The 23,285-nt window shown below is 72.8% G+C and carries 19 protein-coding genes; 14 read left to right on the top strand and 5 right to left on the bottom strand.

The genetic code is table 11. The features are described from left to right. Positions 1-20: 20 nt before the first annotated feature. The gene (locus ACGFMM_RS29525; protein WP_393649601.1) at positions 21-2,066 is read right to left on the bottom strand and encodes a hypothetical protein; all 2,046 of its coding nucleotides are present in this window, start codon (positions 2,064-2,066) and stop codon (positions 21-23) included. Positions 2,067-2,342: 276 nt separating this feature from the next. Here ACGFMM_RS29525 and ACGFMM_RS29520 point away from each other — a divergent pair, with 276 nt between their 5' ends. From ACGFMM_RS29520 to ACGFMM_RS29495, 6 genes are all read left to right on the top strand, one after another. Beyond that, positions 2,343-3,857 carry a leucyl aminopeptidase gene (locus tag ACGFMM_RS29520; protein ID WP_393649514.1) on the top strand — a complete coding sequence of 505 codons (1,515 nt, stop codon included), beginning with the start codon at positions 2,343-2,345 and terminating at the stop codon, positions 3,855-3,857. A 236-nt stretch (positions 3,858-4,093) separates the two neighbouring features. Further along, a complete protein-coding gene (gene lpdA / locus ACGFMM_RS29515) occupies positions 4,094-5,482 on the top strand; it encodes a dihydrolipoyl dehydrogenase (protein WP_393649513.1) in 1,389 nt (462 codons plus the stop codon). Between the two features lie 63 nt (positions 5,483-5,545). After that, positions 5,546-7,321 (top strand): 2-oxoglutarate dehydrogenase, E2 component, dihydrolipoamide succinyltransferase, encoded by a 1,776-nt coding sequence (gene sucB / locus ACGFMM_RS29510; protein WP_393649512.1) that lies wholly within the window; start codon positions 5,546-5,548, stop codon positions 7,319-7,321. A gap of 106 nt (positions 7,322-7,427) precedes the next feature. After that, positions 7,428-8,051 (top strand): GntR family transcriptional regulator, encoded by a 624-nt coding sequence (locus ACGFMM_RS29505; RefSeq protein WP_393649511.1) that lies wholly within the window; start codon positions 7,428-7,430, stop codon positions 8,049-8,051. Between the two features lie 333 nt (positions 8,052-8,384). Beyond that, the gene (aceE, locus tag ACGFMM_RS29500) at positions 8,385-11,090 is read left to right on the top strand and encodes a pyruvate dehydrogenase (acetyl-transferring), homodimeric type (RefSeq protein WP_393649510.1); all 2,706 of its coding nucleotides are present in this window, start codon (positions 8,385-8,387) and stop codon (positions 11,088-11,090) included. 36 nt (positions 11,091-11,126) lie between these two features. Continuing rightward, positions 11,127-12,089 carry a helix-turn-helix transcriptional regulator gene (locus ACGFMM_RS29495; protein ID WP_393649509.1) on the top strand — a complete coding sequence of 321 codons (963 nt, stop codon included), beginning with the start codon at positions 11,127-11,129 and terminating at the stop codon, positions 12,087-12,089. Between the two features lie 17 nt (positions 12,090-12,106). Here the strand turns inward: ACGFMM_RS29495 and ACGFMM_RS29490 are convergent, their stop codons facing one another. After that, positions 12,107-13,036, bottom strand: coding sequence for an SDR family oxidoreductase (locus ACGFMM_RS29490; RefSeq protein ID WP_393649508.1), 930 nt, complete (start codon positions 13,034-13,036; stop codon positions 12,107-12,109). Between the two features lie 99 nt (positions 13,037-13,135). Between ACGFMM_RS29490 and ACGFMM_RS29485 the strand changes: the two genes are divergently transcribed. Beyond that, complete coding sequence (locus ACGFMM_RS29485) at positions 13,136-13,654, top strand: DUF4240 domain-containing protein (RefSeq protein ID WP_393649600.1); 519 nt, start codon at positions 13,136-13,138, stop codon at positions 13,652-13,654. A 43-nt stretch (positions 13,655-13,697) separates the two neighbouring features. Here the strand turns inward: ACGFMM_RS29485 and ACGFMM_RS29480 are convergent, their stop codons facing one another. Continuing rightward, positions 13,698-14,483: an SDR family NAD(P)-dependent oxidoreductase gene (locus ACGFMM_RS29480; RefSeq protein ID WP_393649507.1), complete on the bottom strand. Its 786-nt coding sequence runs from the start codon at positions 14,481-14,483 to the stop codon at positions 13,698-13,700. A gap of 151 nt (positions 14,484-14,634) precedes the next feature. On the opposite strand from ACGFMM_RS29480, the gene ACGFMM_RS29475 reads away from it, so the two are divergent. Further along, positions 14,635-15,267, top strand: coding sequence for a TetR/AcrR family transcriptional regulator (locus ACGFMM_RS29475; protein ID WP_393649506.1), 633 nt, complete (start codon positions 14,635-14,637; stop codon positions 15,265-15,267). Between the two features lie 42 nt (positions 15,268-15,309). Here ACGFMM_RS29475 and ACGFMM_RS29470 read toward each other — a convergent pair whose 3' ends face one another. Continuing rightward, the gene (locus tag ACGFMM_RS29470; protein ID WP_393649505.1) at positions 15,310-15,801 is read right to left on the bottom strand and encodes a GNAT family N-acetyltransferase; all 492 of its coding nucleotides are present in this window, start codon (positions 15,799-15,801) and stop codon (positions 15,310-15,312) included. Between the two features lie 44 nt (positions 15,802-15,845). Here ACGFMM_RS29470 and ACGFMM_RS29465 point away from each other — a divergent pair, with 44 nt between their 5' ends. Both ACGFMM_RS29465 and ACGFMM_RS29460 read left to right on the top strand, forming a co-directional pair. Continuing rightward, entirely contained in the window at positions 15,846-16,739 is an 894-nt protein-coding gene (locus tag ACGFMM_RS29465; RefSeq protein WP_393649504.1) for a TIGR01777 family oxidoreductase, read from the top strand. 167 nt (positions 16,740-16,906) lie between these two features. Next, positions 16,907-18,253 (top strand): NAD(P)/FAD-dependent oxidoreductase, encoded by a 1,347-nt coding sequence (locus ACGFMM_RS29460; RefSeq protein WP_393649503.1) that lies wholly within the window; start codon positions 16,907-16,909, stop codon positions 18,251-18,253. On the opposite strand, the gene ACGFMM_RS29455 is transcribed toward ACGFMM_RS29460, so the two are convergent. After that, on the bottom strand, positions 18,250-19,710 hold the full coding sequence (locus ACGFMM_RS29455) for a regulator (RefSeq protein WP_393649502.1): 1,461 nt from the start codon (positions 19,708-19,710) through the stop codon (positions 18,250-18,252). The genes ACGFMM_RS29460 and ACGFMM_RS29455 overlap by 4 nt on opposite strands. A gap of 382 nt (positions 19,711-20,092) precedes the next feature. Here ACGFMM_RS29455 and lipB point away from each other — a divergent pair, with 382 nt between their 5' ends. The 4 genes from lipB (at position 20,093) to ACGFMM_RS29435 (ending at position 23,192) form a co-directional block, all read left to right on the top strand. Next, positions 20,093-20,908 carry a lipoyl(octanoyl) transferase LipB gene (gene lipB / locus ACGFMM_RS29450; protein ID WP_393649501.1) on the top strand — a complete coding sequence of 272 codons (816 nt, stop codon included), beginning with the start codon at positions 20,093-20,095 and terminating at the stop codon, positions 20,906-20,908. A gap of 114 nt (positions 20,909-21,022) precedes the next feature. Then, the gene (gene lipA / locus ACGFMM_RS29445) at positions 21,023-21,988 is read left to right on the top strand and encodes a lipoyl synthase (protein WP_393649500.1); all 966 of its coding nucleotides are present in this window, start codon (positions 21,023-21,025) and stop codon (positions 21,986-21,988) included. A gap of 270 nt (positions 21,989-22,258) precedes the next feature. Next, entirely contained in the window at positions 22,259-22,471 is a 213-nt protein-coding gene (locus ACGFMM_RS29440; RefSeq protein WP_393649499.1) for a hypothetical protein, read from the top strand. 10 nt (positions 22,472-22,481) lie between these two features. Next, positions 22,482-23,192, top strand: a complete 711-nt coding sequence (locus ACGFMM_RS29435) for a DUF4191 domain-containing protein (protein ID WP_393649498.1) — start codon at positions 22,482-22,484, stop codon at positions 23,190-23,192. Positions 23,193-23,285 lie beyond the last annotated feature (93 nt).

Here is a 23,285-nt window from a genome sequence, read left to right as displayed (position 1 = left end):
CCCAGGACGTACGTGCGCTGCTAGGTGGTCGGGAGCTTGAGCGTGATCGCGCCCTGCAGCGGCTCGGGACCGGTCCAGTCCGAGCGGGCCCCGGCGTACGGCGTCCCGAACGCCGCGGTGCCGAGCAGGAGTTGCCTGCGCGTGCCCTCGGGCGCGGTGAGCGGGGCGAGGACGCCGGAGGGCGTGCGGACGGTGACGGTGTCGCCGATCCGGTACGCGGTGACCCTGCCGTCGGCGAGGGCCTTGGCCCAGGCCGCGCGGCGCTCCAGTTCGAGCCCGGCGTCGCGCTGGCGCGGGTTGACCAGCGGGGTGTTGTCGGCGAACAGGGCGCGGTAGTCGGCGAGGACCCGGTCGAGGACGGGGTAGAGCAGCCGCTCCTCGGCGAGGTTGGACTGGTGGACGTAGTGCGGGCGGGGGTCGTTCGCCACGACGTGGGAGAGCGCGATGCGCGCCTCCTGCGGGACGATGTACCGGGCGTAGCCGGTGGCCGGGTCGAGCGGCGCGGGCAGGCAGGTGGAGCTGGGGTTCGACTCGCAGATCCCGCTGCCGCCGTCGGCGCGCGAGGTGTAGATCCAGTTGTACTCGTCGGTCATCTCGGCGGCGGTGCCGACGTTGTAGTACACGTTCATCGGGTGCCGGGGCACGGTCTTCGCGCCGCCGACGGTCCGCTGGGCGGGCTCGCGGGAGTTGTCGGAGGCGAGCCACCGGACGCCGTTGTCGGCGAGCGCGCCGGCGAGGTTCGGGTTGTCGACGGGCTGCTGCGGCAGGGTCTTCAGTCCGGAGTGCTCGCCGGTGACGAGTTCGGCGCGGTCGACGGAGATGCCCTTGCCGACGGCCCAGTTGTGGTTGTTGCGGATCTGCGCGGAGATCTCCGAGCGGCTCGTCCACAGCGTGGCGCCGGCGGTGTTCTTGGCGCACTGCCAGGGGACGGTGCTGCTGTCCTGCACACAGCCCAGGAAGGGGTGCGTGTAGGTGTGGTTGATCCAGCGGTACTGGGCCCGGTCGGCGATCAGCCGGGTGCTGAGCTCGTCCCGGCCTCCGTGCTCGGTCTTCCACTGCTCGCCCTGGCCGCCGTTGTAGACCAGGTCGAGGGTGAAGCCGGCGGACTTCTGCCAGGCGGCCGCGTACCCGGCGTCGGCGGCGGTCATGCGGATGGCGTCGGCGTCCGCCCCGTCGCCGCCGGCGCAGTCGAGGTCGCCGGGAGTGCAGTTCCGAACGGTGTTCCAGCGGGCGTCCGGCGCGAAGACGTCGTCGACGTGCACGGAGAAGTAGCTGCGGCTGCGGCCGAGGTGGACGCCCTGGGTGAGCCATTCGACGATGCCGCGGGCCAGCGCCCGGAACTGCCGCTGGTGCTGGTTGTAGGCGAAGGTGACGACCAGTTCGCGGCGGCCGTCGCGGGCGTACTCGCCGATCAGGCTGGCCCGGCCGCCGCCGGTCACGGGCAGGTCGAGGTAGCTGGTGTAGCCCTCGCGGGGGCGGCCGGCGTAGCCGTAGCTCTCGGAGACCGCCGGGTCGTTGTCCTCGAAGGTCACCGGGCCGTCGAGGTGCCGGAAGGGCCCGGACCGGCCGGCGGCGGTGAGGCTGGCGGTGACGCCGTCGAGGACGCCGGACCAGCCGCCCTCGCTGGTGTAGTCGAGGCCGACCCCGGGGTGCGCCCAGGTGTACGCGTCGACCTGCGGGATGCCGTAGGTCCGCTCGTACGCGGCGAGGGCGGCCTGCTCCGGCGAGTCGGGGCCGAACGGCGCCTCGTGCGGCAGCACCACGCCCTGGTACTTCGCGCGCGGCCGGCCGTCGACGGTGTCGCTGAGGAACCCGGCGTCGACGGCGGGACGGCCGGGGTCGTTCAGGTCGAGCGTGCGGTACGGGACGCCGGCGTCGCGCAGTTCGGCGGTGATCGCGCCGACGGTGCCGCTGCCGTCGTCGACCACGAGGACGGTGAGGTCGATCCGCGGGACGGGCGCGGCGACGGCCGGCCCCGCGGTGGGGACGACGGTGGCGAGCAGTGCGGCGGCGGCCAGGGCCGCGCGGCGGGCGGCACCGGGTGCACGGGACGCGGTGCGCGGCATGCGGACGGCCGTTCTGGACAGGCGGGACGGGTCCATCGGCTGGTTCCCCCCTCGGACAGGTGCGTGGACGAGGCGAGTGTGGCCGAGCCCGTACGGCCCGCGGGGTAAACATGGAACAGACACCACGGATGAGTGAACCGCTGCCCCCGTGAGCGAACCGGACGAGCGAGCGTAGGCTCGTTCACGGCGGTTGCCCGGCCGAAATACCATGCGGCGGGCACGGTCGGCCCATCCCTCGACCGCCACAGAACTCAATGGAAGCGAGAATTCACCACCGTGACTGCTCTCACTCTCAGCACGGCCGGCGCGGCGACGCTGCGCGCCGACGCCCTCGTGGTCGGCGTCGCCAAGTCCGGCAAGGGCCTCGTCCTCGCGCCCGGCGCCGAGGCCGTGGACGCGGCGTTCGACGGAAAGCTCGCCGCCGTCCTGGAGACGCTCGGTGCCACCGGCGCCGAGGGTGAGGCGACCAAGCTGCCCGCCCCCGCCGGCATGAAGTCCCCCGTCGTGCTCGCCGTCGGCCTCGGCTCCGCCCCCGAGGACGGCGCGGACTACGCCGGCGAGGCCCTGCGCCGCGCCGCCGGCGTCGCCTCCCGCACCCTGCACGGCTCGAAGAAGGCCGGCTTCGCGCTGCCTGCCGGCTCCGTCGAGGACGCCGAGGCGGTCGCGGAGGGCGCGCTGCTCGGCGCGTACGCCTACACCGCGTACCAGGACCAGAGCGGCAAGAACGGCAAGAAGCCGCTGGCCGAGGTGGCGCTGCTCGGCGCGAAGCCCCGCGACAAGGCGTTCAAGGCCGCGGCCGAGCGCGCGCAGATCGTCGCCGAGGAGATCAACCGCGCCCGCGACCTGATCAACATGCCGCCGAACGACCTGTACCCGGCGACCTTCGCCGCGGCCGCGCAGGCCGCCGGCAAGGAGCACGGCCTGAAGGTCCAGGTGCTCGACGAGAAGGCGCTCGAGAAGGGCGGCTACGGCGGCATCCTCGGCGTCGGCCAGGGCGCCGTGCGCGGCCCGCGCCTGGTCAGGATCGCGTACACGCACCCCGACGCGGAGAAGACCCTGGCCCTGGTCGGCAAGGGCATCACCTACGACTCGGGCGGCATCTCGCTGAAGCCGGCCGGCCACAACGAGACGATGAAGTGCGACATGAGCGGCGCGGCCGCCGTGTTCGCCGCCGTCGTCGCGGCCGCCCGCCTCGGCCTCGCCGTGAACGTCACCGGCTGGCTGGCGCTCGCCGAGAACATGCCGTCCGGCTCGGCCACCCGCCCGGGCGACGTGCTGCGCATGTACAGCGGCAAGACCGTCGAGGTCCTCAACACCGACGCCGAGGGCCGGCTGGTCCTGGCCGACGCGCTGACCAAGGCCTCCGAGGAGCACCCGGACGCGATCGTCGACGTCGCGACGCTGACCGGCGCGATGGTCCTCGCGCTCGGCAACCGCACCTTCGGGATCATGGCCAACGACGACGCCTTCCGCACCGAGATCCACGAGATCGCGGAGGAGGTCGGCGAGGCGTCCTGGCCGATGCCGCTCCCGGCCGACCTGCGCAAGGGCATGGACTCGCCGACCGCGGACATCGCGAACATGGGCGAGCGGATGGGCGGCGGCCTGGTCGCCGGCCTGTTCCTGAAGGAGTTCGTCGGCGAGGGCATCGCCTGGGCCCACCTGGACATCGCGGGCCCCGCCTACCACGAGGGCGCGCCGTACGGCTACACCCCCAAGGGCGGCACCGGCTCCTCGGTGCGCACCCTGGTGAAGCTGGCGGAGCACACCGCCGAGGGCGACCTCGGCTGAGTCCCCGCGCACAGGTGACACACTCCGCCCCCGGTCCCGACGGCCGGGGGCGGGGTGTTTTCGCCCACACCGGTCTCAGAGCGCGGCCCCGCGTCCCGTGTTCCGGCAACAAGTGCGAAGATGGGTTCTCGGCAGGACAGGGCCCCCACCACAGGGCCGAGATAAAGCGGCCGGACACCAGCCGCCGCCCGGTCGTCGACGACCGGCGAACGGCGCACATGCATGGAGGACGTGACGTGGCGAACGACGCCAGCACCGTTTTCGACCTAGTGATCCTCGGCGGCGGTAGCGGCGGTTACGCCGCGGCGCTGCGCGGAGCGCAGCTGGGCCTGGACGTCGCACTGATCGAGAAGAACAAGCTCGGCGGCACCTGCCTGCACAACGGCTGCATCCCGACGAAGGCGCTGCTGCACGCCGGCGAGGTCGCCGACCAGGCGCGCGAGGCGGAGCAGTTCGGTGTCAAGGCCTCCTTCGAGGGCATCGACATCAAGGCCGTGCACGCGTACAAGGACGACGTGATCTCGGGCCTGTACAAGGGCCTGCAGGGTCTGGTCGCCTCCCGCAAGGTGACGTACATCGAGGGCCACGGCCGGCTCTCCTCCCCGACCTCGGTCGACGTGGACGGCCGCCGCGTCGAGGGCCGTCACATCCTGCTCGCCACCGGTTCCGTGCCGAAGTCGCTGCCGGGCCTCGAGATCGACGGCAACCGCATCCTGTCCTCGGACCACGCGCTGACCCTGGACCGCGTCCCGCAGTCCGCGATCATCCTGGGCGGCGGCGTCATCGGCGTCGAGTTCGCCTCCGCGTGGAAGTCCTTCGGCGCCGACGTGACGGTGATCGAGGGCCTGAAGCACCTCGTCCCGGTCGAGGACGAGAACAGCTCCAAGCTGCTCGAGCGGGCCTTCCGCAAGCGGGGCATCAAGTTCAACCTCGGCACCTTCTTCCAGTCCGCCGAGTACACCGACAGCGGTGTGAAGGTCACGCTGGCCGACGGCAAGACCTTCGAGGCCGAGGTCCTCCTGGTCGCCATCGGTCGCGGCCCGGTCTCCGCGGGTCTCGGCTACGAGGAGCAGGGCGTCGCCATGGAGCGCGGTCACGTCCTGGTCGACGAGTACATGCGCACGAACGTGCCGACGATCTCGGCCGTGGGCGACCTCGTCCCCACCCTCCAGCTGGCTCACGTCGGCTTCGCCGAGGGCATTCTGGTGGCCGAGCGCCTGGCCGGTCTGAAGCCGGTGCCGATCGACTACGACGGCGTGCCGCGGGTGACGTACTGCCACCCCGAGGTCGCCTCCGTCGGCGTCACCGAGGCGAAGGCCAAGGAGATCTACGGCGCGGACAAGGTCGTCGCCCTGAAGTACAACCTCGCGGGCAACGGCAAGAGCAAGATCCTGAAGACCGCGGGCGAGATCAAGCTCGTCCAGGTCAAGGACGGTGCCGTGGTCGGCGTCCACATGGTCGGTGACCGCATGGGCGAGCAGGTCGGCGAGGCGCAGCTGATCTACAACTGGGAGGCGCTGCCGGCCGAGGTCGCGCAGCTCATCCACGCCCACCCGACGCAGAACGAGGCGCTCGGCGAGGCCCACCTGGCCCTGGCCGGCAAGCCCCTCCACTCCCACGACTGACGCTCACGTCATCACACGGGCGCGACGACCACTTACCGCAATTCGTTAGGAGCAACCGAAACCATGTCGGTTTCCGTAACCCTGCCGGCGCTCGGCGAGAGCGTCACCGAGGGCACCGTCACCCGCTGGCTCAAGGCCGAGGGCGAGCGCGTCGAGGCCGACGAGCCGCTGCTCGAGGTCTCGACCGACAAGGTCGACACCGAGATCCCCGCCCCGGCGTCGGGCATCCTCGCCTCCATCAAGGTCGCCGAGGACGAGACCGTCGAGGTCGGCGCCGAGCTGGCGGTCATCGACGACGGCACGGGCGCGCCCGCCGCCGCCCCGGCTCCGGCCGCCGCGGCCGCTCCGGCCCCGGCCGCCGCCCCCGCGCCGGTCGCCGAGGCCCCCGCCGCCCCGGCCCCCGTGGCCGAGGCTCCGGCCGCCCCCGCCCCTTCTGTCCCCGCAGGGGTCGCCGCCTCCGGCACCGAGGTCACCCTGCCCGCTCTGGGCGAGTCGGTCACCGAGGGCACCGTCACCCGCTGGCTGAAGTCGGTCGGCGAGACCGTCGAGGCCGACGAGCCGCTGCTCGAGGTCTCCACGGACAAGGTCGACACCGAGATCCCGGCGCCGGTCTCCGGCGTTCTCCTGGAGATCACCGTCGCCGAGGACGAGACCGCCGAGGTCGGCGCGAAGCTGGCCGTCATCGGCGCCGCGGGCGCGGCTCCGGCCGCCGCTCCGGCTCCGGCCGCCCCGGCTCCCGCTGCCGCCGCTCCGGCCCCGGCCGCCCCCGCGGTTCCGGCTCCGGCGCCCGCCCCGGTGGCTCCGGCCGCCCCGGTCGCCGCTCCGGCCCCGGTCGCACCCGCCGCCCCGGTCGCCCAGGCCCCGGCCGCCCCCGCCCCCGCCGCCGCCGAGCCGGCGGAGGACGGCGCGTACGTGACCCCGCTGGTCCGCAAGCTGGCCTCGGAGAACGGCGTCGACCTGGCCAGCGTCAAGGGCTCCGGCGTCGGTGGCCGCATCCGCAAGCAGGACGTCCTCGCGGCCGCCGAGGCCAAGAAGGCCGCCGCTGCCGCCCCGGCTGTGACTGCCGCAGGCCCTGCCGCCGCTGCCGCGCCGAAGGCCCCCGCCCTGGAGGTCTCCCCGCTGCGTGGTCAGACGGTCAAGATGACCCGCATGCGCAAGGTCATCGGCGACAACATGATGAAGGCGCTGCACGGCCAGGCCCAGCTGTCCTCGGTCGTCGAGGTCGACATCACCAAGCTGATGAAGCTGCGCGCCCGCGCCAAGGACGCGTTCGCCGCCCGCGAGGGCGTCAAGCTCTCCCCGATGCCGTTCTTCGTCAAGGCGGCGGCCCAGGCGCTGAAGGCCCACCCGGTCATCAACGCCCGGATCAACGAGGACGAGGGCACGATCAGCTACTTCGACACCGAGAACATCGGTATCGCGGTGGACTCCGAGAAGGGCCTGATGACCCCGGTCATCAAGGGTGCGGGCGACCTCAACATCGCCGGCATCTCCAAGGCCACCGCCGACCTGGCCGCCAAGGTCCGCGGCAACAAGATCACCCCGGACGAGCTGGCCGGCGCGACCTTCACCATCTCCAACACGGGCTCGCGCGGTGCGCTGTTCGACACGATCATCGTGCCGCCGAACCAGGTCGCCATCCTGGGCATCGGCGCCACGGTCAAGCGTCCGGCCGTCATCGAGACCGCCGAGGGCACCGTCATCGGCGTCCGCGACATGACGTACCTGACGCTGTCGTACGACCACCGTCTGGTGGACGGCGCCGACGCCGCCCGCTACCTGACGGCCGTCAAGGCGATCCTTGAGGCCGGCGAGTTCGAGGTGGACCTCGGCCTGTAAGGGCAACGTAACGAGCCTCACCTGCGGTGTCCCCGTCCGGATGTGTTTCCGGACGGGGACACCGCCGTATTGTCTAAGAGTCGAAGACTCCTAAGGAGCGGCCTCCATGACCATGCCCGTCGTCCATTCGCTGCGCGAGCAGATCCGCGAGCACATCGTGGAGGGCATCGTCAGCGGTCGCTGGAAGCCGGGCGAGCGGATCGTGGAGCGGCGGATCGCGACGGAGCTGGAGGTCTCCCAGACCCCGGTCCGCGAGGCGCTGCGGGAGCTGGAGTCGCTGCGGCTGATCGAGTCGGCGCCGAACAAGGGCGTCCGGGTGCGGAACCTGACCGCGGCCGACCTGGAGGAGAGCTACCCCGTCCGGGCCGGTCTGGAGCAGATCGCCGCCGAGCTGGCGGCGGAGCGCCTGGCGGCCGACTGCTCGGCCCTGGAGCCGCACGTGACGGCGCTGTACGAGGCGGACGCCACGGCCGACGGGACGGCCCAGGTGCGGCACACGGTGGCCTTCCACCGGGAGCTGGTGAAGGCGGCCGGGAACGCGGTGCTGCTGCACACCTGGGAGGGCCTGGGCATCGAGGTCTTCACGGCGCTGTCGATCCGCTGGCTGGGCACGGTCCAGAAGTCGTACGCGGAGGAGCACCAGGACCTCGTGGAGGCCTTCCGCCGCCGCGACCCGGAGATCGGCGCCCTGGTGAAGGCCCACGTCCTCGGTTGCGCCCCCAGGGCCTGAGCGTCGGGCCCTGAGGCCTGAGCGTCCGGACCTCCGGGCGTGAACATCGTCGTCGTCCCGTGAGCGGGTCCGCCTCCCCGGCGGGCCCGCTCATGCGTGTGATCCGTCTCTCATCCGGCTCCCCACCTGCGAAAATAAGGCACCCGGTGCCCGATTTCGCGGCACCCTGTGCCGACTTTCTCGATCCGGAGAGGTTTTCCCCTTCAACCCTTTGATCGATCATCGATCGACGGCTTACAGTCTTCGGCGGGCCTCACCCGGCCCGTTCGCCCTGTCCTGCCAGACAAGGCTCCCTCTCCACCCCCGACCCCCCCTGTCCGGAAGGCGGCGATCATGACCGATCCCGTAGGCAAGATTCCGAGCGAGCTCGACCAGCTCCCGGACCGTGACACCGAGGAGACCGCCGAGTGGGCGGCCTCCCTGGACGCTGTCACCAAGGCCGCCGGCCCCCACCGGGCCGCCTACCTGATGCGCCGCACGCTCCAGCACGCCGAGGGCGCGGGCCTGGCCCTGCCCAAGCTGCTGGAGACCGACTACGTCAACACCATCCCCACCTCCGCCGAGCCGTCGATCGCCGAGTTCGGCGGCGACGAGGAGATGGAGCGCCGGATCACCGCCTGGAACCGCTGGAACGCGGCCGCGATGGTCACCCGCGGCGCCAAGCACGGCGTCGGCGGCCACATCGCCACCTTCGCCTCCGCGGCCTGGCTCTACGAGACCGGCTTCAACCACTTCTTCCGCGGGAAGGAGGCCGACGGCTCCGGCGACCAGCTGTACATCCAGGGCCACGCCTCCCCCGGCATCTACGCCCGCGCCTTCCTCGACGGCCGCCTGAACGAGGGCCACCTCGACAACTTCCGGCAGGAGTCCGGCGGCGCAGGCCTGCCCTCCTACCCGCACCCGCGGCGCCTCCCCTGGCTGTGGGAGTTCCCCACCGTCTCCATGGGTCTCGGCCCGCTCTCCGCGATCTACCAGGCACGCTTCAACCGCTACCTGACCAACCGCGCCATCAAGGACGTCTCCGCCTCCCACGTGTGGGCCTTCCTCGGCGACGGCGAGATGGACGAGCCCGAGTCGACCGCGGCCCTCGCGCTCGCGGCCCGCGAGGGTCTGGACAACCTGACCTTCGTCATCAACTGCAACCTGCAGCGCCTCGACGGCCCGGTCCGCGCCAACTTCAAGATCGTGCAGGAGCTGGAGGCCCAGTTCCGCGGCGCCGGCTGGAACGTCGTGAAGTCGCTGTGGGGCAACGCCTGGGACGAGCTGTTCGCGCTCGACACCACCGGCGCCCTGGTCCGCCGCCTCCGCGAGGTGCCGGACGCGCAGGTCCAGACGTACCAGACCCGCGACGCCGCCTACATCCGCGAGGACTTCTTCGGCAAGGACCCGGCGCTCGCCGCGATGGCGAAGCTGCTGAGCGACGACAAGATCCTCGAGTGCTTCCACCTCTCCCGCGGCGGTCACGAGCCCCGCAAGGTGTACGCCGCGTACAAGGCCGCACTGGAGTTCAAGGGCGCGCCGACGGTGATCCTGGCGCAGACCGTGAAGGGCTTCACCCTGGGCGAGGGCTTCGCGTCGAAGAACGCGAACCACCAGATGAAGAAGCTGTCCACGGACGAGTTCAAGAACATGCGTGACCTGCTCGAACTGCCGATCTCCGACGCGCAGTTCGTCGACGGCCAGGTCCCCTACGGCCACCCCGGCGCCGACTCCGCGGAGGTCCGCTACCTGCAGGAGCGCCGCGCGGCCCTCGGCGGCCCGGCCCCGGCCCGCCGCACCCACGCGCTGGCCCCGCTGCCGGCCCCGGCCGACCGGACCTTCGCCTCCTTCGACAAGGGCTCCGGCTCGCAGAACGTGGCCACCACCATGGCCTTCGTGCGCCTGGTCAAGGACCTGGTCCGCGACAAGGAGACCGGCAAGCGCTGGGTCCCGATCGTCCCGGACGAGGCCCGCACCTTCGGCATGGAGTCGCTGTTCCCCTCGCTCGGCATCTACTCGCCGAAGGGCCAGACGTACGAGCCGGTCGACCGCGACCAGCTGATGTACTACAAGGAGGCCGTCAACGGCCAGATCCTGAACGAGGGCATCACCGAGGCCGGCTCGATGGCCGACTTCATCGCCGCCTCGACGTCGTACTCGACGCACGGCGAGGCGATGATCCCCTTCTACATCTTCTACTCGATGTTCGGCTGGCAGCGGACCGCCGACCAGATGTGGCAGCTCGGCGACCAGCTCGGCCGCGGCTTCCTCGTCGGCGCGACCGCCGGCCGCACCACCCTGACCGGTGAGGGGCTGCAGCACGCCGACGGCCACTCGCCGATGATCGCGGCGACCAACCCGGCCGCCCTGAGCTACGACCCGGCGTTCGCCTACGAGATCGCGGCGATCGTCAAGGACGGTCTGCGCAAGATGTACGGCGAGGCGGCCGAGGGCGAGGACCAGAACGTCTTCTACTACCTCACCGTCTACAACGAGCCGATGCCGCAGCCGGCCAAGCCGGCAGGCGTCGACGAGGGCATCCTCAAGGGCCTGTACCGCTTCAACACCGCCGAGTCCGCCGGTCTGGAGCTGCCGGCGAACGCCTCGCGGATCCAGCTGCTCGGCTCCGGCACGGCGATCCACTGGGCCCTGCAGGCCCAGAAGCTGCTCGCCGAGGAGTGGGGCGTCGGCGCGGACGTCTGGTCGGCCACCTCGTGGACCGAGCTGCGGCGCGACGCGCTGGAGGCCGACGCGGCGCTGCTGCGCGGCGAGGAGCGGGTGCCGTACGTGCGCAAGGCGCTGGAGGGCGTGGAGTCCCCCGTCCTGGCCGTGTCGGACTACATGCGCCAGGTCCCGGACCAGATCGCGCAGTGGGTCGAGCAGGACTGGTCCTCGCTGGGCGCCGACGGCTTCGGCCTGTCGGACACCCGCGAGGCGGCCCGCCGCCACTTCGGCGTGGACGCGCAGTCCATCGTCGTCGCGGCCCTGGCCCAGCTCGCCCGCCGCGGCGAGGTCCCGGCCTCGGCGGTCAAGGAGGCGCGGGAGCGCTACGGCCTCTGACCCGGCCGTGTCGGTGGCGGCACGCATCATGGGGGGATGCGTGCCGCCCGCCTGATCAAGATGGTGCTGCTGCTCCAGTCCCGGCCGTCGATGACGGCGGCCGAGCTGGCGGCGGAGCTCGAAGTGTCCGAACGGACCATCACCCGTGATGCCCTCGCCCTCTCGGAGGCGGGGGTTCCGGTGTATGCGGACCGGGGCCGGGCCGGCGGCTACCGGCTGATCGGCGGGTACCGCACCCGGCTCACAGGTCTCGCGCGCGACGAGGCCGAGGCGCTGTTCCTGTCCGGACTGCCCGGCGCGCTGCGCGACATGGGCCTGGAGGACGCGTCGTCGACGGCCCGGCTGAAGCTGGCGGCCGCGCTCTCCCCCGCCCTGAAGGACGCCCCGAGTTCGGCGGCCCAGCGCTTCCACCTGGACGCCCCCGGCTGGTACCAGGAGCCGCGGACTCCGGACCTGCTGCCCGCGCTGGCCGAGGCGGTCTGGACCGACCACCGCGTCGAGGCCCGCTACCGCCGCCCGGACGGCGAGGTGACGCGGGACCTGGAGCCGTACGGCCTCGTCCTGAAGGCCGGGGTCTGGTACGTCTGCGCCCGTGCGGGCGCGACCTGGCGCACGTACCGCGTGGACCGCTTCACGGCGGTGACGACGACCGGGGACCGCTTCGACCGCTCCCCTGACTTCGACCTCCCGGCGTTCTGGTCCGACCGGTCCGCCGACTTCGCCCGCTCGCTGCTGCGCGCCGAGGTGACGCTGCGCCTGTCGGAGGCGGGTGCCCGCCGCCTTCCGTACGTGACGGACCGCGCGGCGGCGGAAGAGGCCCTGGCGACGGCCGAGCGGGACGCGGACGGCCGCCTCACGGCGACGCTGAAGGTGGAGAGCGAGGAGGTGGCGCTCTCCCAACTGCTGGCCCTGGGCCCCGAGGCGGAGGTACTGACCCCGGCGAGCCTGCGGGAACGCTTCACGGACGCCGCGAGGAGATGGGCGAAGCTCTACGGGTAGGCGTCGGGCGCCCCGGCTCAGCGGTAGTCCGCCGGCGACACGCCCTCGGCCGCCTCCTGCGCCAGCAGGAACGTCCAGCAGTCCGGCTGCGAGCCGTCCGCGTCGGTGAAGCCGTACTCCTTCGCCAGCTGCCCGCTGGACAGCGACCGCCCGTTCCAGCGGGCACGGTCCGGATCCGCGGCCAGCGCGGCGATCCCGCGGCCGAGGTACACCGGCGACTCGGAGATCCCGAAGCCGGGGATCTTCTCCGTCGCGTCGCGCCAGTTCTCCTCACTCACCCCGAACGTCTCCAGCATCTGCTCCGAGCGCAGCCAGCCCGGCGTGACCGACACCGCCGTGCCGCCGGACGGCTCCAGGTCGCGGGAGAGCCCGAACGCCATCCGGATCGGGGCGTTCTTGGCGAGGTCGTAGAAGACGTTCTCGCGGTAGTGCGTGCCGTTGTAGTCGGCGGTGCCGTCGGTGACCTCCACTAGCAGGGCGCCCGGGTTCCGGATCAGCAGCGGCACGACGGCGGCGCTGGTGATGAGGTGGCTCTTCACGCCGAGCTCCAGCATCCGCAGCCCGTCGGCGAGGTTCACCTCGTGGATCTTCTTGCCGAAGCCGGCGGCGACGAGGTGCTCCCCGCCCCAGATGTCGTTCACCAGGACGTCGAGCCGGCCCCGCTCCCGGTCGATCCGGTCGACGAGCGCCGCGACCTGGCCGGGCTCCAGATGGTCGGTGGGCACGGCGACGCCCTCGCCGCCGGCGGCCGTGACCAGTTCGGCCGTCTCCTCGATGGTCTCGGTGCTCCGCCCGACCTCGCTGACCTTCGCGCGGGTGGTGCGCCCGGTCACGTACACGGTGGCGCCGGCGGTCCCGAGCTGTACGGCGATGGCGCGGCCCGCGCCCCGGGTGGCGCCGGCGACCAGTGCGATCCTGCCGCTGAGCGGCTTCGTTCCTGCAGTCATGTCTCGACGGTGACAGCGAATGGCGTCATCTGCTGTCCGGTTTCATTTCGGTCGCTCCGGGTGCGTCGCCCTGGGCGAGGCCCGATGCTGGTTCCCGTGATGGACGAGACGGAGTTCTGGGACATGATCGACTCCACCCGGTCGGCCGCGGAGGGCGATCCGGAGGAGCATGCGGACCTGCTCACCGAGCGGCTCCTGCAGCTGGACCCGGACGCCGTCCTGGACTTCGCCCGTCACTTCGAGGCGCGCTACAACCGGGCCTACCGCTGGGATCTGTGGGGCGCGGCGTCGGTGCTGATGGACGGCGCGGGCGAGGAGTCGTTCGACTACTTCCGTTGCTGGCTGATCGGCCAGGGCCGGGAGGTGTTCGAGGGCGCGGTGCACGATCCGGACGCGCTCGCGGAGCTGCTCGGCGACTTCGACGAGGAGCTGGACGGGGACGGCGAGGAGCTGGGGTACGCGGCGGACGAGGCGTACGAGCGGCTGACCGGCACGGAGGCCCCGGAGCTGGGCATCCCGCCGCAGCCGGGAGAGCCGGAGGGCGTGGCGTTCGACGTGACGGACGACGCGGAGCTGGCGGCGCGGTACCCCCGGCTGTGGGACCGCTTCGGGGGATGAGGAGGGGGCGGGTCCCCCGAAGCGGTCCCGGTACGGGGGGCCTTCAGTAGTGCGTGCCGCCGTCGATGCGGATCTCGGTGCCGGTGACGAACCTGCCGTCCACGCCGGCCAGCATGGCGACGACGCCGGCGACGGTCTCCGGCCCGGCGAAGCCCTGGCCGAGGGCGGGGGCGAGCTTCATGAACAGGCTCATGTCGGCGTCCTCGGGCAGGCCGGGGCCGGCGGACTGCCGGCTGGCGCCGCTGCCGTCGGTCATGCCGGAGGAGATGGAGCCGGGCTGGACGGCGGTGAAGCGGATGCCCTGCTTGGCGTACTCGGCGGCGAGCGCGTGCGTCATGGACTGGATGCCGCCCTTGCTGGCCGCGTAGGCCGCCATGTAGGGGTGGGCGAACATCGCCGAGGTGGAGGAGAAGTTGACCACGGCGGCGTCGTGGCCCTCCAGCAGCGCCGGGATCGCCTCGCGGATGACGAGGAAGGTGCCGGTCAGGTTGATCCGGATGACCTGCTCGAAGGCGTCCAGGCCGGTCTCGTGGGTGTGCGAGGAGCGCAGGATGCCGGCCGCGTTGACGAGCACGTCCAGGCCGCCGAGCGCCTCGACGGCGGCGGCGACGCCGGCGCGTACGGAGTTCTCGTCGGCGATGTCGACGACGAGGGTGGTCAGGCGGTCGGCGGCGGCGGCGGCCTTGGCCGCGGTGTCCTTCAGTCCGGCCTCGCTGACGTCGGCGGCGACGACGGTGCCGCCCTCCGCCAGCAGACGCAGCACGGTGGCCTGGCCGATGCCGGAACCGCCGCCGGTGATCAGTGCGCGTCGGCCTTCGTAGCGGTTCATGTCCCTGTCCGCCTCTCGCTGTCGTGGTGTCCCGGTGCCCCGGACCTGTCTCGGTACGCAAGACACCGTACGCCTGGGTGACACGTTTTGCCACCTCTGCATGATGTGCACCTTCGGCACGATCCCGGGACACGGGCGTAGGCTTCGCCCGGTGAGCACCAAAACCCCCTCTCTCTCCCTCACCGAGCGGCGCAAGGCCGCGACCCAGCTCGACATCGCCCGCGCGGCCGCCGAGCTCTTCACCGAGCACGGACCGGACGGCACGACGGCCGAGGACATCGCCCAGCGGGCGGGGGTCGCGCTGCGCACCTTCTACCGGTACTTCCGCTCCAAGCAGGACGCGGTCGCGCCGCTCCTCGCGGTCGGCGCGGACCGCTGGCGGGAGTCCCTCGCCGCCGAAGGGCCCGGGGCGACGGTGCCGGAGGCGCTGGAGCGCTCCATCGCGGAGGCGCTCGCCGGGGCGGACGAGGCGGCGGCGGAGGGCCTGCGCCGCACCCGCGGGCTGCTGCGGTCCGCCGCGGCGGACCCGGCGCTGCGGGCGGTCTGGTACCGCGTCAACCAGGAGTCGGAGGAGAAGCTGCGGGCCGTGGTGGCCGGACTGGCGGGCCCGGACGCGGACCCGCTGGCGGTACGGCTCGCCGCGGCGGCGGCCACGGACGCGATCCGGGTGGCCCTGGAGGCCTGGGCCGAGACCGACGCGCCGGTACGCGGGAAGGGGGCGCCGGCCGAGCTGGCGGTCCGCTGTCTGCGCGAACTGATGGGCGGCATGCGCCCGTTGACGTGAGGGCGGGGGCGAGCCGCTGACGTGTCGGGCGGGGGCGGGGCTCTAGAGCGCCCGACCCATCAGCACGTCGTCCACGTACCCGCCCTCGAGGAAGAACTCCCCCGGCAGCACGCCCTCGACGGTGAAGCCCTCCGCCTCGTACAGCGCCCGGGCCGGGGCGTTGTGGCCGAGGACCCGCAGGGTGATCCGGCGCGCGCCCTGCCGCCGCGCCTCGTCGCACGCGGCCCGCAGCAGCGCCCGGCCGACGCCCCGGCCGCGGGCGTGGCCGGCCACGGCGAGGCCCTGGATCTGCCGGACGTGCGCGTTGCAGGCGAGCGGGGTGGGCCGGACCAGCCGCAGATAGCCGTCGATCACGCCCTGCTCGCCCTCGGCGACGAGGTAGTGCTCGGGCCGGTGCGTGGAGTCGAAGAAGGGGTCGTACGGCGGCTGCGGAGCGGGCACCACGGCGTGCAGCGGGGACCAGACCGCACGGTCGAGTTCCCCGAGGGCGGCCTGGTCGGCGGGGCGGGCGATCCGTATCGACGGCGTTTCCATGCCCGCAACTGTGCCACGAGGGACGGGCGGGGCAGGATGGGCGCATGCAGCGTTCCCGTATTGCGGTCACCGGCGCGTCCGGACTCATCGGCCAGGCCCTGGTGCGCTCCCTGCGCGCCGACGGCCACGAGGTGTGCCGCCTCGTGCGCCGCCCCGCGCGGACCGCGGACGAGGTGGAGTGGGACCCGAAGCGGCTGTACGTGGACACCGCGGGCCTGGTGGGCTGCGAGGCGGTCGTGCACCTGGCCGGGGCAGGCGTCGGCGAGCGGCGCTTGACCGCGGCGTACAAGCAGGAGATCCGGGACAGCCGGGTGCTCGGCACCCGGGCGATCGCGCAGGCCGTCGCCTCGCTGGCGCAGCCGCCCCGGGTCCTGGTCTGCGGCACCGCGCTCGGCTACTACGGCGACACCGGGGCGCGCGCGGTGGACGAGAGCGCCCCGGCGGGCGAGGGCTTCCTGCCGTCGGTGTGCGTGGAGTGGGAGGCCGCCGCGGCCCCGGCGGAGCAGGCCGGGATCCGCGTCGCGTACGCCCGCACCGGCCTGGTGGTGGCGCGCCGGGGCGGGGCCTGGGGGCGGCTGTTCCCGCTCTTCAGGGCCGGGCTCGGGGGCCGGCTGGGCGATGGCGCCCAGTACTGGAGCTTCATCTCGCTGCACGACGAGGTGGCCGCGCTGCGCCATCTCCTCGACACGGAGGGCCTGTCCGGCCCGTTCAACCTCACCGCCCCGGAGCCGGTGACCAACCGCGAGGTCACCGCCGCGATGGGCCGCGTCCTGCGCCGCCCCACCCCCTTCCCGGTCCCGGCGGCCGCGCTGCGCGTGGTGCTCGGCGACTTCGCCGCCGACGTCCTCGGCAGCCAGCGCGTCCTGCCCTCCCGCCTCCTGGACTCGGGCTTCTCCTTCGCGTTCCCGACCATCGACGAGTCGATCCGCGCCGCCTAGCACTTTTCTGTGCGACCCCCGTGCTCCGGGTTTTCCGGACGCTTGGGGGTCACCGCGGTGACGCGGCTCCTAGGCTCGATCTCCGGGATCGATCCGAACTCGGGCATTCCGTCGGGCTGTTGGGGGCATGAGCTTCCCACCAGTCGCGCCGACCTGGGGAGGGGCTCGTGCTCAGTAGCGCACGCCACACGGACGTCGTCGTCGTCGGAGCCGGAATCGGGGGGCTGTCCGTGGCCCACCGGCTGACCGCCGCGGGACTGAACGTCACCGTCCTGGAGGCCTCGGCCCGGACGGGCGGACGGATGGACACCGAGGTCGTGGACGGCTTCCGTCTCGACCGGGTGGGGCAGTTGCTCGGGGCGTCCGCGCCCGAGCTGCTCGGCACGCCGGGCCTGGCCGGTCTGACGCTGCGTCCGTTCTCGTCCGGGGTGCTGGTCCACCACGACGGACGGCTCGTCAGGACCATGGAGCCACCGCATGTGGGGACGCACCAGGGCCGCTGGGGAAAGCGGCCCGCGCACGGCCTCTGGGGCGTAGGGGGCGCGCTCACCGTGGCGCGCGCCCTCGCGAGCGCCCCCCGCTCGCTGGACCAGGCCCGCCTCGGCGCGGCCCTCGCCCGGCTCGCGGCCACCCCGGTGCCCCGGCTCCTCGCCCGGCCGGAGCGGACGGCGCTCGACGCGCTGAGCGCCCGGCTGCCGGCCCGTACCGTGCAGGGCTTCCTGCGGCCGCTGCTCGCCGCACTGCTCGGCGACCCCGACCTCGGCACCTCCAGCCGCTGCGCCGATCTGGCCCTGCGGGCCTTCGCCCGCGGCGGGCTGTGCGTGCCGGAGGGCGGGGCGGTGACGGTGCCCCGACTCCTGGAGGCCGAGCTGCCGACGGGCACGGTGCTGACCGGCGTACGGGTCACCGACATGTCGATCAGCCGGGTCGCCACCGCCGAGCACGGGGTGTTCCGCTGTCGCGCGGTGGTCCTGGCCACCGGCGGCCGGGCCGCGGCGGAGCTGCTGCCCGGGCTCAGGGTCCCGGACTTCCGCACGGTCACGGTGCTGCACCACACCGCGCCGGTGCCGCCGCCGTTCGCCGAGCCGGCGCTGCTCCTGGAGTCCGACCCGGACGGCCCGGTCGCGCACACCGCCGTGATGAGCGCGGTGGACCCCTCGCGCGCCCCCGCCGGCCGGGTCCTCGTCAGCTCGACGGTGCTCGGCCCGCCGCCGGACGACGTGGAGCGCCGGGTGCGCAAGCACCTGGCGACGCTGTACTCCTGCTCGACGGACGACTGGGAGCTGCTCGGCCTGCACCACGACCCGGAGGCGATCCCGGCGATGCCGCCGCCGCACGATCCGCAGCGCACCGTGCGGATCCTGTCCGGCCTGTACGTCTGCGGCGACCACCGCAGCACCGGCACCCCGCAGGCCGCCCTGGCCTCCGCCCGCCGAGCGGCGCGCGCCCTGCTCGGGGACTTCGGCGTCCGTGAGACGGAGCCGTCCCGGCAGGAGGCGCCGCTGGCGGCCTAGCCGAGCGCCGCGACGCGGTCCCGGTACGTGCGGACGGGGGCCGCGTCGCGGTACGGCTCCAGGCGGCGCTCGAAGTCGCGCACGTACTCCAGGGCGCGCGCCGAGCGCATCTCGGAGGCCTGCTGGGCCGCCTCCGCGCCCAGCGCGCACGCCTGGTCGAGCTCGCCGAGGCCGAGCCGGGCGGAGGCGAGGACGATCCGGCAGAACAGGCGGCTGCGGGCGTACCCGGGGGCGCGCAGCTGCAGCGAGCGCTCGGCGTGCTGGGCGGCGGCCCGGTACTGCTGGAGGTCGCGGTGGCAGTGGCCCGACTCGTCGGCGAGGTGCGCCTCGTCGAAGGAGCGCGCCCAGTACGGCACGTCGTCGCCGGGCCGGGCCGTCTCCAGGGCGCGCTCGGCGCGGGCGAGGGCGGCGCTGCAGGCCCGTACCTCGCCGAGGACGCCGTGCCCGCGGGCCTCGACCGCGTGCAGCAGCGCCTGCACCGCGGGCGGCACGGAGCTGCCGACGCCCTGCTGGGCGACCCGGGCGAGCTGCACGGCCTCGCGGCCGTGGCCGAGGTAGACGGCCTGCCGGCTCATGGTGATCAGCACGTACGAGCCGTAGCCGCGGTCTCCGGCGGCCTGGGAGAGCCGCAGCGCCTGCACGAAGTACCGCTGGGCGAGGCCGTGCGCGGCGATGTCGTACGAGGTCCAGCCGGCCAGCCGGGTCAGGTCCGCGGCGGCCGCGAACAGCCGGCGGCCGACGTTCTCGCCGTACGTGCCGCGCAGCATCGGCTCGGCCTCGTGCTCCAGGTAGCGGACCAGGGCCTGGCGGGCGTGGCCGCCGCCGTAGGCGTGGTCGAGGGTGCGGAACAGCTCGCCGACGGAGCGCAGGGCGGCGATGTCGCCGGCGGAGACCCGCTGGCCGGGGCCGCGGTCGGTGCCGCGCTGGCGGGGCACCGAGAGGCGGCCCTGGGACGGCACACGGATGCCGGCGGCGCCGGGCTGCGGGGCGGGGACCGGTTCGCCGCGGCCGACCCGTTCGTCGGCCCGGCCGATCAGCCAGTCGCGGCTGGGCACGACGAGCCCGGCCGGGGTGAAGGCGATCTTGCGCAGCTCGGCGTGGCTGCCGGAGTCCTTGCGCCACAGGCCGCTGACGATGTCGACGGCCTCCTCGGGGGTGGCCGCGAACTCGAGCCCGGCGTACACCGGCGCGCAGGCGTCGAGCCCGAGGTCCTGCGCGGAGAGCCGGCGGCCGAGCCGCCTTGTGAAGACCTCGGCGATCAGCGCGGGCGTGGTGCCGCGCGGCTGCTGGCCGCGGAGCCAGCGGGTCACGGAGGTCTTGTCGTACCGCAGGTCGAGGCCGTGTTCCAGGCCGAGCTGGTCGACCCTTCTGGCCAGCCCCGCGTTGGAGAAGCCCGCCTCGGCGATCAGGGCGGCGAGCTGTCGGTTCGGGATGCGCTGCGGGGGTCGTTCCGTCATCAGCTGTGCGGTCTCCTGCCTTCCGGGCGCGGGTGGCAGCCCTCATGGAACGGCGCGAATGTAGCGGCCCGTACCGCCCGCGCCGCCGCCTTCGCCCCACATTCATCCGATCGTGTGAGGAACGGGAGGGAGGGTTGCCGCCGGGCGGTGACCAGCGGCAACCCGGCGCCCGGGCGTCGGACAGGACGGGACACGCCGTCACGTTCCGTGGCCGGACGGAGCGCGGCGATCACGGACCGTCGTCACCCCCGGCGTCCGTCCGCACCGGCCCGCCGGGGACGCGCGGCACCGCCGTACAGTGGCATGGGCGCGAATGACGCATGGTGCCGCGCCGGCCCCGGGCCGATCCCCGGGACTCGGCACCAGTTGAGGAGGCTTGGCCGTGAGTGAGCTGCGATTCGTCCGCATGGGCTTCGGCGGGAAGGCCGTCGAGTACCAGGTGGCATGGGACGAGCAGCGCGAGGTGCACGCAGCCCGGTTCGCCGACGAGATCCCCGACACCTGCCTGCTCCTGGAGCACCCGCCGGTGTACACGGCGGGGCGGCGGACCGCGGACAGCGAACGCCCGCTGGACGGTACGCCGGTCGTGGACGTGGACCGCGGCGGGAAGATCACCTGGCACGGTCCGGGCCAGCTGGTCGGCTACCCGATCATGAAGCTGCCGCGCCCGGTCGACGTGGTGGCGCACGTCCGCCGGCTGGAGGAGGCGCTGATCCGCACGTCCGCCGAGTTCGGCCTGGAGACCACCCGGATCGAGGGCCGCAGCGGCGTGTGGGTCCTGGGCGACCCGGTCGAGCAGCGCCCGTCGTTCGGCGGACTGAGCCTGGACTTCGACCCGCGGCTGACCGACGACGAGTTCGACCCGCGGCTGAACGGCCCGGAGTACGCCCCGTCCAACGCCGGCCAGCGCCGCGAGGACCGGAAACTGGCGGCGATCGGCATCCGGGTCGCCAAGGGCGTCACGATGCACGGCTTCTCTTTCAACGTGAACCCGGACAACACCTGGTTCGACAAGATCATCCCGTGCGGCATCCGCGACGCGGGCGTGGCCTCGCTCGCGAACGAGCTGGGCCGGGACATCACGATCGAGGAGGTCCTGCCGGTGGTGGAGAAGCACCTGCGTGACGTGCTGGAGCACGCGGACCTGAAGCCGCGGGAGATCGAGCGCGAGCCGGAGACGGCCCCCGCGTCCGCCTAGGGAATGAGCTGCGTCGGCCACAGGTTGGCCACACGTAAGCACGCGAAGCAAGGCAAACGAAATAACGGGCGTACTCTGGTGTGCGCCGAAGAATCGAAGCTACAGGGAGCCGATGTGTCCGCAGTCGCACCCGACGGACGCAAGATGCTGCGCCTGGAGGTCCGCAACAGCCAGACCCCCATCGAGCGCAAGCCCGAGTGGATCAAGACCCGGGCGAAAATGGGTCCCGAGTACACGAAGATGCAGAACCTCGTGAAGAGCGAGGGCCTGCACACGGTCTGCCAGGAAGCCGGCTGTCCGAACATCTTCGAGTGCTGGGAGGACCGCGAGGCGACCTTCCTCATCGGCGGCGACCAGTGCACCCGGCGCTGCGACTTCTGCCAGATCGACACGGGCAAGCCCGAGGCGCTGGACCGCGACGAGCCCCGCCGCGTCGGCGAGTCCGTCGTCACGATGGACCTGAACTACGCCACGATCACCGGCGTCGCCCGCGACGACCTGGAGGACGGCGGCGCCTGGCTGTACGCGGAGACGGTCCGCCAGATCCACCAGCAGACCGCCGAGCGCGCGGCCGGCCGCACCAAGGTCGAGCTGCTCGCCCCCGACTTCAACGCGGTGCCGGAGCTCCTGGACGAGGTCTTCGCCTCCCGCCCCGAGGTCTTCGCGCACAACGTCGAGACCGTGCCCCGGATCTTCAAGCGGATCCGTCCCGGCTTCCGGTACGAGCGGTCCCTCGAGGTCATCACCAAGGCCCGCGACTACGGTCTGGTCACGAAGTCGAACCTGATCCTCGGCATGGGCGAGACCCGCGAGGAGATCAGCGAGGCGCTGCAGCAGCTGCACGCGGCCGGCTGCGAGCTCATCACCATCACGCAGTACCTGCGCCCGTCCGTCCGGCACCACCCCGTGGAGCGCTGGGTGAAGCCGCAGGAGTTCGTGGAGCTGAAGGACGAGGCCGACGAGATCGGCTTCTCCGGCGTCATGTCCGGCCCCCTGGTCCGCTCCTCGTACCGCGCCGGCCGGCTGTACCAGCAGGCGATGGAGCGGCGCGGGGCGACGACCCTCCCCGGGGTCGTCTGAGGATCCCCGCAGGTCGTGTGAATCCACTCACAAGTGATTACCGACGGGTAACGGCTTGGAAGACGCGGCCCGTACACCCTCCGCAGGTCGGAGCGGGGTACGGGCCGCGTCGTCGTTCCCCGGGCTGGTACGGACGGCCGCATCAAGGTTTCACCAGTGTTTGACCATCGGCTCACACGCTGGTAACACCAATCTGTGAGCCTGGCATCACTCACCGCCGCCACCGCCACCCCCCCCCACCTCAGCCGCTCTTTGAGGGAGGACCCCGACATGCAGGCCGCGACGCACGTCCGTGCCACCGCGTTCCCGTCCCTGACCGACGCCCTGCGGGCCGTGGAGGCCGTAGTGCTCCGAGGCGGGCAGCGCACCGCCCGCCGCAACGCCTGGACCTCCGTCCTGGAGGACCGCCGCCGCGCCAAGGACCGGGTGGAGGCGGAGCACGTACTGGAGGCCGTGGCGGGGCGCGCTTCCAGCGCCACGTAAACTTCAGGACATGGCGAGGAAGGCAAACACGAACACCGCTGGTGCCGCTGAGAACCCCGGGCGACTCAAGCAGATCGTTCTGACGTACAAGATGACCAAGAAGGCCGACCCGAAGGTCGGTCTCGTCGTCGCGGGTGTGGGCATCGTCGTTCTCGGTGCCCTCCTCGGGATCGGTTTCGCGATCGGGCACCCGGTCTATCTGGGCATCCTGGGATTCATCCTGGCGCTCCTGGCGATGGCGATCATCTTCGGCCGGCGCGCCGAGAAGGCGGCCTTCGGGCAGATGGAGGGCCAGCCGGGCGCGGCGGCCGCGGTGCTGCAGAACATCGGCCGGCAGTGGACCACCACCCCGGCGGTCGCGATGAACCGCAGCCAGGACGTCGTGCACCGCGCGGTCGGCCGGGCGGGCATCGTTCTGGTCGCGGAGGGCAACCCGAACCGGGTGAAGCCGCTGCTCGCGGCCGAGAAGAAGAAGATGTCCCGGGTCCTCGTGGACGTCCCCGTCCGCGACATCATCGTCGGCAACGACGAGGGCCAGGTCCCGCTGGGCAAGCTGCGCACCACCATGCTCAAGTACCCGCGGGTGCTCACCGGCCCCCAGGTCACCGCGGCCAACGACCGGCTGCGCGCGATGGGCGACCTGATGAGCAACATGCCGCTACCCAAGGGCCCGATGCCCAAGGGCATGAAGATGCCGCGCGGCGGCGGCAAGATGCGCTGACGCACACTTCACGGAAACACGAGAAGGGCGCCCCCGCCGGATGGCCGGGGCGCCCGTCTCCTGTTTCCGGGGATTGTGCGAGTTCTCGGATAC

It is taken from the genome of Streptomyces sp. NPDC048604 (assembly GCF_043199435.1).
Lineage (GTDB): Bacteria > Actinomycetota > Actinomycetes > Streptomycetales > Streptomycetaceae > Streptomyces.
This window is presented reverse-complemented; position numbering and strand designations above follow the sequence as displayed.